Annotated in this window: 1 protein-coding gene and 1 pseudogene; one reads left to right on the top strand and one right to left on the bottom strand. The window is 44.2% G+C overall.

Going from position 1 to position 518, the window contains the following annotated elements:
- Positions 1-308, top strand: a 308-nt coding sequence (locus R7190_RS30775) for a DUF6482 family protein (RefSeq protein ID WP_318138329.1), incomplete at its 5' end; no start/stop codon positions are given.
- Between the two features lie 14 nt (positions 309-322).
- Here R7190_RS30775 and R7190_RS30770 read toward each other — a convergent pair.
- A pseudogene (locus tag R7190_RS30770) lies at positions 323-518 on the bottom strand (DNA mismatch repair protein MutH); the annotation flags it as partial.

The raw sequence follows: 518 nt of genomic DNA, 5'->3' as shown, positions 1-518 counted from the left end.
AGAAGCATCAACTGGACATGTGGCTACATGGTCAACATAAAGACACCTATACGTTACCCAAAGTATTTGTCATTGGGTGTTCCGATGTCTCTGACTATTTGCTAGCTGTGGAATACAAGCACCAGCTAGAGCCGATTAAAGATGGAGAGGAACCGCTTCATTTTGGTTCCTTAGATTTGGTGAAAGAAGAGCTGCTCAGGTTAGGTATCGACAAAGCTTATTTGCGGTTACACAACGCTTACGATGAGTGCGGTAGTGAGGGTACTGCCTCTTACTGCGATATCGAATTATCGTTGGTTACCCATTAGAGTGAAAAGATGAATTACTCAGATTGCACATTGATATAGTGCTTCAGTAAGATCTGTTCGGTGAATTGTGTTCGTAGGTAAAAGCCTCGTGGTAGCGTCTTCATTGGTTTCCCGTTGGAGCTATAGGCTTCAGTTAGTGCTTTGGCATTAGCGGCCTTTGGGCGCAGGTGAAGCGCTTCGCCATGTCTGGCTGAAATTTGATCAAATTTT

The organism is Vibrio sp. 1078-1, assembly GCF_033340475.1.
The sequence above is the reverse complement of the archived record's forward strand: the minus strand, read 5'-3'. Positions and strand labels throughout refer to the sequence as shown.